The organism is Mesorhizobium sp. M0938 (assembly GCF_040319125.1).
Classification (GTDB): domain Bacteria; phylum Pseudomonadota; class Alphaproteobacteria; order Rhizobiales; family Rhizobiaceae; genus Mesorhizobium; species Mesorhizobium robiniae.
Genome location: NZ_JAMYNS010000010.1, coordinates 246,911 through 254,939 on the forward strand (window position 1 = coordinate 246,911; position 8,029 = coordinate 254,939).

At 62.1% G+C, this 8,029-nt stretch carries 9 protein-coding genes; 1 reads left to right on the forward strand and 8 read right to left on the reverse strand.

What is annotated here, in order from left to right:
- Nucleotides 1-126: 126 nt before the first annotated feature.
- The 7 genes from NKH73_RS19795 to NKH73_RS19825 form a co-directional block, all read right to left on the reverse strand.
- Entirely contained in the window at nt 127-465 is a 339-nt protein-coding gene (locus tag NKH73_RS19795; protein WP_352935082.1) for a hypothetical protein, read from the reverse strand.
- 77 nt (nt 466-542) lie between these two features.
- Nucleotides 543-1,085: a MerR family transcriptional regulator gene (locus NKH73_RS19800; protein ID WP_095485784.1), complete on the reverse strand. Its 543-nt coding sequence runs from the start codon at nt 1,083-1,085 to the stop codon at nt 543-545.
- A 193-nt stretch (nt 1,086-1,278) separates the two neighbouring features.
- Nucleotides 1,279-1,602, reverse strand: coding sequence for an integration host factor subunit alpha (locus tag NKH73_RS19805; RefSeq protein WP_126041188.1), 324 nt, complete (start codon nt 1,600-1,602; stop codon nt 1,279-1,281).
- 103 nt (nt 1,603-1,705) lie between these two features.
- Nucleotides 1,706-2,677 carry a beta-ketoacyl-ACP synthase III gene (locus NKH73_RS19810; protein WP_352935087.1) on the reverse strand — a complete coding sequence of 324 codons (972 nt, stop codon included), beginning with the start codon at nt 2,675-2,677 and terminating at the stop codon, nt 1,706-1,708.
- A 9-nt stretch (nt 2,678-2,686) separates the two neighbouring features.
- A complete protein-coding gene (plsX, locus tag NKH73_RS19815) occupies nt 2,687-3,757 on the reverse strand; it encodes a phosphate acyltransferase PlsX (protein ID WP_352935090.1) in 1,071 nt (356 codons plus the stop codon).
- 126 nt (nt 3,758-3,883) lie between these two features.
- Nucleotides 3,884-4,432, reverse strand: a complete 549-nt coding sequence (locus NKH73_RS19820) for a YceD family protein (protein ID WP_352935093.1) — start codon at nt 4,430-4,432, stop codon at nt 3,884-3,886.
- A 25-nt stretch (nt 4,433-4,457) separates the two neighbouring features.
- On the reverse strand, nt 4,458-5,000 hold the full coding sequence (locus tag NKH73_RS19825; protein ID WP_352935096.1) for a ubiquinol-cytochrome C chaperone family protein: 543 nt from the start codon (nt 4,998-5,000) through the stop codon (nt 4,458-4,460).
- Between the two features lie 114 nt (nt 5,001-5,114).
- Between NKH73_RS19825 and NKH73_RS19830 the strand changes: the two genes are divergently transcribed.
- The gene (locus NKH73_RS19830; RefSeq protein WP_352935099.1) at nt 5,115-5,651 is read left to right on the forward strand and encodes an outer membrane protein assembly factor BamE; all 537 of its coding nucleotides are present in this window, start codon (nt 5,115-5,117) and stop codon (nt 5,649-5,651) included.
- Nucleotides 5,652-5,748: 97 nt separating this feature from the next.
- On the opposite strand, the gene NKH73_RS19835 is transcribed toward NKH73_RS19830, so the two are convergent.
- Nucleotides 5,749-7,890, reverse strand: coding sequence for a sodium-translocating pyrophosphatase (locus tag NKH73_RS19835; protein ID WP_352935102.1), 2,142 nt, complete (start codon nt 7,888-7,890; stop codon nt 5,749-5,751).
- Nucleotides 7,891-8,029: the final 139 nt, after the last annotated feature.

Genomic DNA, 8,029 nt, shown 5'->3' on the forward strand with positions numbered 1-8,029 from the left:
AGGCGCTCCCCAACCGGAAGGACGCCAAGGTGTATGGTGCTGCAGCTCGACTGCAAGGGCACCGCTGATCGCCTGTCATCAACGAACATGGCGGCCGTCCGGAGACGGCCGCCATGTTCTTTTGTCTCAGCGTGCCGATCTCGATGTCGTTCGTGACGTTTTTTGCTGTCGGCTGAGGAGCAGACTGGCGACGAGCCCGACCACAACCAGCCCGACGGCGGCTGCTGTCGCCGGGTGCTCGCGGGCTGTCTTTTCTATCACCCTGCTATGCCTCCTGATCGCAGGCAGAGCCTCACTGAAGCGCTCGGCAAGATCCGAGTAATAGTCCGACGCTGTGTCACGCCCGTCCTCGTAATAAGCGCCGCCCCGCCTGGACACGGCTTTCCTCAGCGCCGCCAGTTCTCTGGAGAGGGCCGCGACCTGCTTTTCAAGGTCGATGTCGGAGAGGGTCGAAAATGATACCATGATATGCGTCCTTCCTTTCCGGGAGGAACGCATGATTTCGGAAGCAGTTCCGGTGTCTGCCGGCGATTGATCGGCTCCTAGCGCACCTGATCGAGCAGGCGCTTGCATTCCAGAAGGTCGAACAGCGCCTCCTGCAGCAAAGCGCGATTGTCGCGTGACAGTTTCGACGTGCCCGGCTGCACCGGCCCTTCGTCGTCGGTCTTGCCCAGGCCGAAAAAGCGGCGGCTGGGTTTCACCTTGGGCTCGCCGACCAGCATCTCGTCATCGGCGCCGCGCGGCTGGGCAGCCGGCGTCAGCGGCACCGCATCGGCCTGCCGGCGTTGCGATATCGCCTCGACGGCGGCCATGTCGCCATTGCCGATGGCGACCAGGAAATGGTTGCCGTTCTCGCGCAGCAGCTTCTGCACGCCCTTGATCGTATAGCCCTGGTCGTAGAGCATGTGGCGGATGCCCTTGATCAGTTCGACATCCTGCGGCCGGTAGTAGCGGCGGCCGCCGCCGCGCTTCATCGGCTTGATCTGGTTGAAACGCGTTTCCCAGAATCGCAGCACATGCTGCGGCAGGTCGAGATCTTCTGCGACCTCGCTGATAGTGCGGAAAGCGTCGGGGCTCTTGTCCATGGGCGAAATCCTCACGCTGGAGCATGATCCCGAAGTGGGAATCGGTTTTCGGGCAGGATCACACTCAACAAAGAACCATTCCGATCCAGCTTGTTCTGCCGAATCGGGCCTTATTTCAGCGGTTTATGAAACAATATTCAAGCCCGGCGTCAAAGGGAGCGGCCGTTTTCAACCGGGCTTTGAGGCGCAGGCGCTATTTTCCGCCCTTGGCCTTGCTGTTCTGGTGGGCGCGCAGGATGCGGTTCTTCAGCACATTCGACGATTTGAAGGTCATCACACGGCGCGGCAGGATCGGCACTTCTTCGCCGGTTTTGGGGTTGCGCCCGATGCGCTCGTTCTTGGAGCGGACATGGAACGTCGCGAACGACGACAATTTCACCGTCTCACCGCGAACGATCGCTTCGCAAATCTCGTCCAGAACCGCTTCGACAAGCTCGGCCGATTCAGTACGCGACAAGCCAACCTTGCGGTAAACGGCTTCAGCAAGATCGGCGCGCGTAAGTGTCTTTCCCCCCATGCGAACCGTCCCATCAGCTCAAAAACATAAATCGATACAAGCAAAGATAGAGCCTAAGTAATTGATCCGGCAAGGTCAAGGACCGAACCTGTCAGTTCGGCACTTACCAGCGAACCAAAACCGCGCCCCAGGTGAAGCCCCCGCCCATCGCCTCGAGCAGCACCAGGTCACCCTTCTTGATGCGGCCGTCGGCGACGGCCACCGACAAGGCCAGCGGCACGGAAGCAGCCGAGGTGTTACCGTGCAAATCGACCGTAACCACGACCTTTTGCTCTGCTATGCCGAGCTTTTTGGCGGAAGCGTCGATAATTCGCTTATTGGCCTGATGCGGCACGAACCAGTCGAGATCCTCAGCGGTAATGCCGGCCTGTGCGAATGTGGCTTCGATGACGTCGGTGATCATGCCGACCGCGTGCTTGAACACTTCGCGGCCTTCCATCCTGAGATAGCCGACCGTTCCGGTGGTCGACGGCCCACCGTCGACGAACAGCTTGTCCTTGTGGGCACCATCGGAGCGCAGGCTGGCCGCCAGCACGCCATGGTCGGCAATACTGCCTATCCCCTCTCCTGCTTCCAGCACGATGGCGCCGGCGCCGTCGCCAAACAGGACGCAGGTCGAGCGGTCGCTCCAGTCGAGGATGCGCGAGAAGGTTTCCGAGCCGATCACCAGCACGCGTTTTGCCAGGCCGCCGCGGATATAGAGGTCGGCGGTGGTCACGGCGTAGACGAAGCCCGAGCATACCGCTTGCATGTCGAAGGCGAAGCCGTGATGCATGCCGAGCCGGTTCTGGATCTCGACAGCGGTCGCCGGAAAGGTGTTGTTGGGCGTCGAGGTCGCCAGCACAATCAGGTCGATATCATCAGGCGTCAGGCCGGCATCGTCGAGAGCCGCGCGCGCCGCCGCCTCGCCAAGCGAAGCCGTCGTCTCGTCGTCGGACGCAATATGGCGCTGGCGGATTCCGGTGCGCTGGGCGATCCATTCGTCTGACGTCTCGACCATGCCTTCGAAATCGGCATTCTTCATAATGCGGCGGGGCAGCGCGGCGCCCGTGCCGCGCACGACTGATCTGATCAAGGTTCTTTCCTATTCCTTTGCGTCGGCAACGACGTCGGATTTCCTAGATGTCTGGGCCTGCGGATTGCGCGCGTGGAACAGGTCGAGATCGGCTTCGATGCGATCGAGCAAATTGTTGCGCACCATGTCGTAGCCAAGCTCGATCGCCGCCGCGAAGCCGTCCGAATCAGCCCCGCCATGGCTTTTCACCACGATGCCGTTCAGCCCCAGGAAAACACCGCCATTGGAGCGGCCGACATCCATCTTTTCGCGCAGGCGATCGAAGGCGCCCTTGGCGAATATATAGCCGATCCTGGCCATCAGCGTGCGGTCCATCGCGGCGCGCAGGTAACCGGCGATCTGCCGTACCGTGCCTTCCGCTGTCTTCAGCGCGATGTTGCCGGCAAATCCTTCGGTGACGACCACGTCGACGGCGCCCTTGCCGATGTCGTCGCCCTCGACGAAACCGTGGTAGTTCATCGAGGCCATGTTGGCCTCGCGCAACATGCGGCCCGCCTCCTTGACCTCTTCCTGGCCCTTGATCTCCTCGACGCCGACATTGAGCAGACCGACGCTCGGCCGTTCGATGCCGAAAACCGAGCGCGCCATGCCGGTGCCCAGAATGGCAAAATCAACCAGTTGATGCGCATCCGCGCCGATGGTGGCGCCGACGTCCAGCACCACGCTTTCGCCGCGCAATGTCGGCCAGAGCGCCGCGATCGCCGGGCGGTCGATGGTCGCCATGGTGCGAAGGCAGAACCTCGACATCGCCATCAGCGCGCCGGTGTTGCCGGCCGAGATGCATGCGTCGGCAGTGCCTGTCTTGACCGCCTCGACGGCTTTCCACATCGACGACTTCCAGCGGCCATGACGCAGCGCCTGGCTCGGCTTGTCGTCCATCCTGACAGCTATCTCGCAGTGGATGAACTCGCTCACTTCCGCCAGCTTGGGGAGTTTTGCGAGCTCGGGGCGCACCGCCTCCTCGCGACCATAGATGACGAAACGGATGTCGGGACGCCGGGTCGCGACCGTCATGAGCGCCGGGATGACCACGCTTGGTCCGTGATCGCCGCCCATGGCATCGATGGAAATCCTGATCACGCGGTAATCATCTCACAGTTTGCTTGAGCGAGCGCCTGGCGCTGGCAATTGGGGCTCGCGAAGGTTCGGCGAAAATAGCGTTTTTGGGCTGCCGCACAACCGGCTTTCTCCGATTGGGTCGGCTTTTCAGGATTTTCCCAGCAGAGAACGCAGCTTTTGCTGGAATTCGCTTTCCGCAGTTCCGGCATCGTCGGCAGCCTCCATCGAAACGCCCTGCTTGCGCGGATAGGGATCGATCGCCAGTCCAAAGAATTGTTCGGCGAGCGCCCCGACATCAATCGTATTGCCGGAGAATGTTTCCGGGCTGTCCGGCCCTTCGGCATCGAGCAGGATCTCGCCGCCGCCCTCGAAACCCTGCCGCCCGAGCTTGGACTGCTCCGGCAGGAACAATCCGTCGACCGCCTCGTCGATATGCGCCGCGACCGGCTCGAGGGTGACGATGCAGGCCTGGGTGATATCGGCCTCGACACGGCCGCTGACCTTGACGCCGTTGCGCTTCCATGGCGTCACCAGAAGTTCGGCTCGGTAGTTCTCGACCGAGAGCAACTCGTGTTCGCCGGCCAGTGCGGCGCGCTGCGCGGCGTCAGCCTCGATAACCACAGGCAATCCCTTCTGTGGCAGCCGGGCGACATTGGCCACAAAGGACACAGGGCTCTGGGAATCGGCGTGTTTCATCTTTTCCTTAGATAGTCTTATTCTCTTAGATAGTCTTGGCCACGGGGAATGCCACCGTGCCGGAAACAATCGATTCGGTCGGCTGTTCCGTCAGCCGCTTAGAGACATCGGCGACGTAGTCGGCAAGATGTGTCGCTTGCGGCCAGGCGCCGGCATCGGGCGTTACATTGCGGGCAAGGGCCGCGGCGAGCGCATCACGGTCATTTCGTTCGAGCGCATCGTCATAGGCGGCGGTGCGGCCGTAGTACATCTTCGCCAGTTTCTTCATGCGCTTCGGCACACCGACGTCGCCGACGCCCAGTTCCCGCAGCGAATGCTCGACATCCATGAAGAACTCGTCGATCAGCACTTGCGCGACCTCGCCTCCAACACCGCCCTCGCCGCGCAGCCGGTGCTGAAACAGGAACATGTGCAGCGACAGCATCTCGAAGCGGCCAAGCGGTGTGTCCGGTACATTCCAGTCGGAATAAAACACAGTTTGCCGCGCCGCTGCCACGATTTGTGCGTAAAGCGCCTCGGTGATAGCGCGGTTGGCGTGACGTTCGCGACCAAAAAGGCGCTGGAACATTGAGGGTGGTCTCCCGGGGACCGATTGTTGAATTGGCCTTGTTGCATCGGCGAGCAAGCTGGTTTACCGGTTTTGCGGCCCAGCGCAAGTTGCGGCCAGCTAATGGAGTTGTAGTTGCGCGCGCTGAAATTCAAGTCGACTTTTCTGCCCAGATTCGCTTTGTCCAGGTCCGCTGGCGCGGTCTCGCTGCTGGTGGTTGCTTCGGCGCTTTCAGCCTGCAACTCGTCGAAGATGATCGGTGATCTCAATCCAAGTGAAACGCTGACGCAGGGCTATGTCATCGACCAGCAGGCGATCGACCTGGTGCCGGTCGGCTCGAGCCGCGAACAGGTGCTTCTGGCGCTTGGCACCCCATCGACGAAGGCGACTTTCGACAACGAAGCCTTCTATTACATCTCACAGACGCGCAAGCGTTACGTCGCCTTCGACAAGCCGAGGCTGGTAGACCAGAAGGTGCTGGCCGTCTATTTCGGCGAGGACGGGCGCGTGACGCAGATCGCCAATTACGGCTTGAAGGACGGCAAAGTGTTCGACTTCATCTCGCGGACCACGCCGACCGGCGGCAAGGATCAGAACTTCCTCAGCCAGATCATCAACGGCGCCAGCAAGCTGGCGCCCGGCCTCCCCGGTGGATCGTCGCCCGGCATGTGATCCCTACCCAGTCGCCGCCCGCATCAAGAAATCAGGCAACAAAAAACCCGCCGGATCGCTCCGGCGGGTTTTTGTTTGAACCGATAGTCCTGTTTGGTCAGCCGTGCGCGAGTACGGCCAGCAGCAGCAGGGCGACGATATTGGTGATCTTGATCGCCGGGTTGACGGCCGGGCCGGCGGTGTCCTTGTAGGGATCGCCGACCGTGTCGCCGGTCACCGAGGCCTTATGCGCTTCGGAACCCTTGAGATGCTTGACGCCGTCCTTGTCGGTGAAGCCGTCCTCGAACGACTTTTTCGCATTGTCCCAGGCGCCGCCGCCAGAGGTCATCGAGATGGCGACGAACAGGCCGTTGACGATGACGCCGAGTAGCGAGGCGCCGAGCGCTGCAAAGGCGGACGCCTTCGAGCCCGAGATCAGCAGCACGCCGAAGTAGACGACCAGCGGCGCCAGCACCGGCAGCAGCGACGGAATGATCATTTCCCGTATAGCGGCCTTGGTCAAAAGATCGACCGCACGCGCATAGTTCGGCTTCGACGTGCCGGCCATGATGCCCGGATCCTCGCGGAACTGCTTGCGCACCTCCTCGACTATAGCGCCCGCCGCGCGTCCGACGGCCGTCATGGCGATGCCGCCGAACAGATACGGGATCAGGCCGCCAAAGATCAGACCCGCGACGACATAAGGGTTGGAGAGGTCGAAGGAGACCTCGCCCATGCCCTGGAAGTAAGGATATTTGTCGCCATTGGCGGCAAAGAACTGCAAGTCGTTGGAGTAGGCCGCGAACAGCACCAGCGCGCCGAGACCAGCCGAACCGATGGCGTAACCTTTGGTGACCGCCTTGGTGGTGTTGCCGACGGCGTCGAGCGCATCGGTGGATTGACGTACTTCCTTGGGCAAGCCGGCCATTTCGGCAATGCCACCGGCATTGTCGGTGACCGGGCCGAAGGCGTCGAGCGCAACGATCATGCCGGCAAGGCCAAGCATCGTGGTGACCGCGATCGCCGTGCCGTAGAGGCCGGCGAGCTGATAGGTCGATATGATGCCGCCGACGATGACGATCGCCGGAAGTGCCGTCGATTCCAGCGAGACCGCAAGGCCCTGGATGACGTTGGTGCCGTGACCGGTGACCGATGCCTGGGCGATGGAGTTCACCGGGCGCTTGTCGGTGCCGGTGTAGTATTCGGTGATCACCACGATGAGGCCGGTCACCAGCAGGCCGACCAGGCCGCAGATGAACAGGTTCCTGCCGGTGATCGCCATGCCGGCGACGGTGCCGATCTCGCCCCAGCCCAGCGTGACCGAGGTGGCGACGCCGAGACCGATGATCGACAGCAGGCCGGTGACGATCAGGCCCTTGTAGAGCGCGCCCATGATCGAGCCGTTGGAGCCGAGCTTGACGAAGAAAGTGCCGACGATCGAAGTCAGGATGCAGGCGCCACAGATGGCCAGCGGATAGAGCATCGTGGCGCCGAGAACGGCGGTGCCGCCGAAGAAGATGGCGGCGAGGACCATGGTGGCGACCACCGTCACCGCATAGGTCTCGAACAGGTCGGCGGCCATACCGGCGCAGTCGCCGACATTGTCGCCGACATTGTCGGCGATGGTGGCCGGATTGCGTGGATCGTCTTCGGGAATGCCGGCTTCGACCTTGCCGACGAGATCGCCGCCGACGTCGGCGCCCTTGGTGAAGATGCCGCCGCCGAGACGAGCGAAGATCGAGATCAGCGAGGCGCCGAAGCCGAGCGAAACCAGCGAATCGATGACGACGCGGTCATTCGGCTGAAGACCCATGAAGTGGGTGAGGATCAGGTAATAGATCGAGACGCCGAGCAGGGCCAGTCCAGCGACCAGCATGCCGGTGATGGCGCCCGACTTGAAGGCGATCTCGAGGCCGGCAGCGAGGCTGTTGGAAGCCGCCTGCGCGGTGCGTACATTGGCGCGCACCGAGACGTGCATGCCGATGAAGCCGGCGGCGCCCGACAGAATGGCGCCGATCAGGAAGCCGATGGCGGCGGTGATCGAAAGCAGCCACCAGGCGAGCAGCAGGACCACGACGCCGACGATAGCGATGGTGGTGTACTGACGCGCCAGATAGGCTTGCGCACCTTCGCGGATGGCCGCGGAAATTTCCTGCATGCGTGCATTGCCCTGATCGGCCGCGAGGACCGAACGTGTCGCCCATATGGCGTAAAGGACTGAAAGCAGACCGCAGGCGATGACAGCTGAAATTATGGTCATTGCCGGATTTTCCTCGATTGATGACCCAAAAGAACCCCTCCCTGGGCCGTTGAGACAGGGGAGGGGGGTTTGGCCCCCGCCGAACCGGCCCCCCCCCCCCCGGATGTCGGAAAACGCGGGGGGCGCGCACAAATATATT

Excerpts from the sequence above, each read along its gene's own strand:
- NKH73_RS19795 (WP_352935082.1), bottom strand. The coding sequence starts at position 465 with ATGGTATCATTTTCGACCCTCTCCGACATCGACCTTGAAAAGCAGGTC.
- NKH73_RS19800 (WP_095485784.1), bottom strand. The coding sequence starts at position 1,085 with ATGGACAAGAGCCCCGACGCTTTCCGCACTATCAGCGAGGTCGCAGAA.
- NKH73_RS19805 (WP_126041188.1), bottom strand. The coding sequence starts at position 1,602 with ATGGGGGGAAAGACACTTACGCGCGCCGATCTTGCTGAAGCCGTTTAC.
- NKH73_RS19820 (WP_352935093.1), bottom strand. The coding sequence starts at position 4,432 with ATGAAACACGCCGATTCCCAGAGCCCTGTGTCCTTTGTGGCCAATGTC.
- NKH73_RS19825 (WP_352935096.1), bottom strand. The coding sequence starts at position 5,000 with ATGTTCCAGCGCCTTTTTGGTCGCGAACGTCACGCCAACCGCGCTATC.
- NKH73_RS19835 (WP_352935102.1), bottom strand. The coding sequence starts at position 7,890 with ATGACCATAATTTCAGCTGTCATCGCCTGCGGTCTGCTTTCAGTCCTT.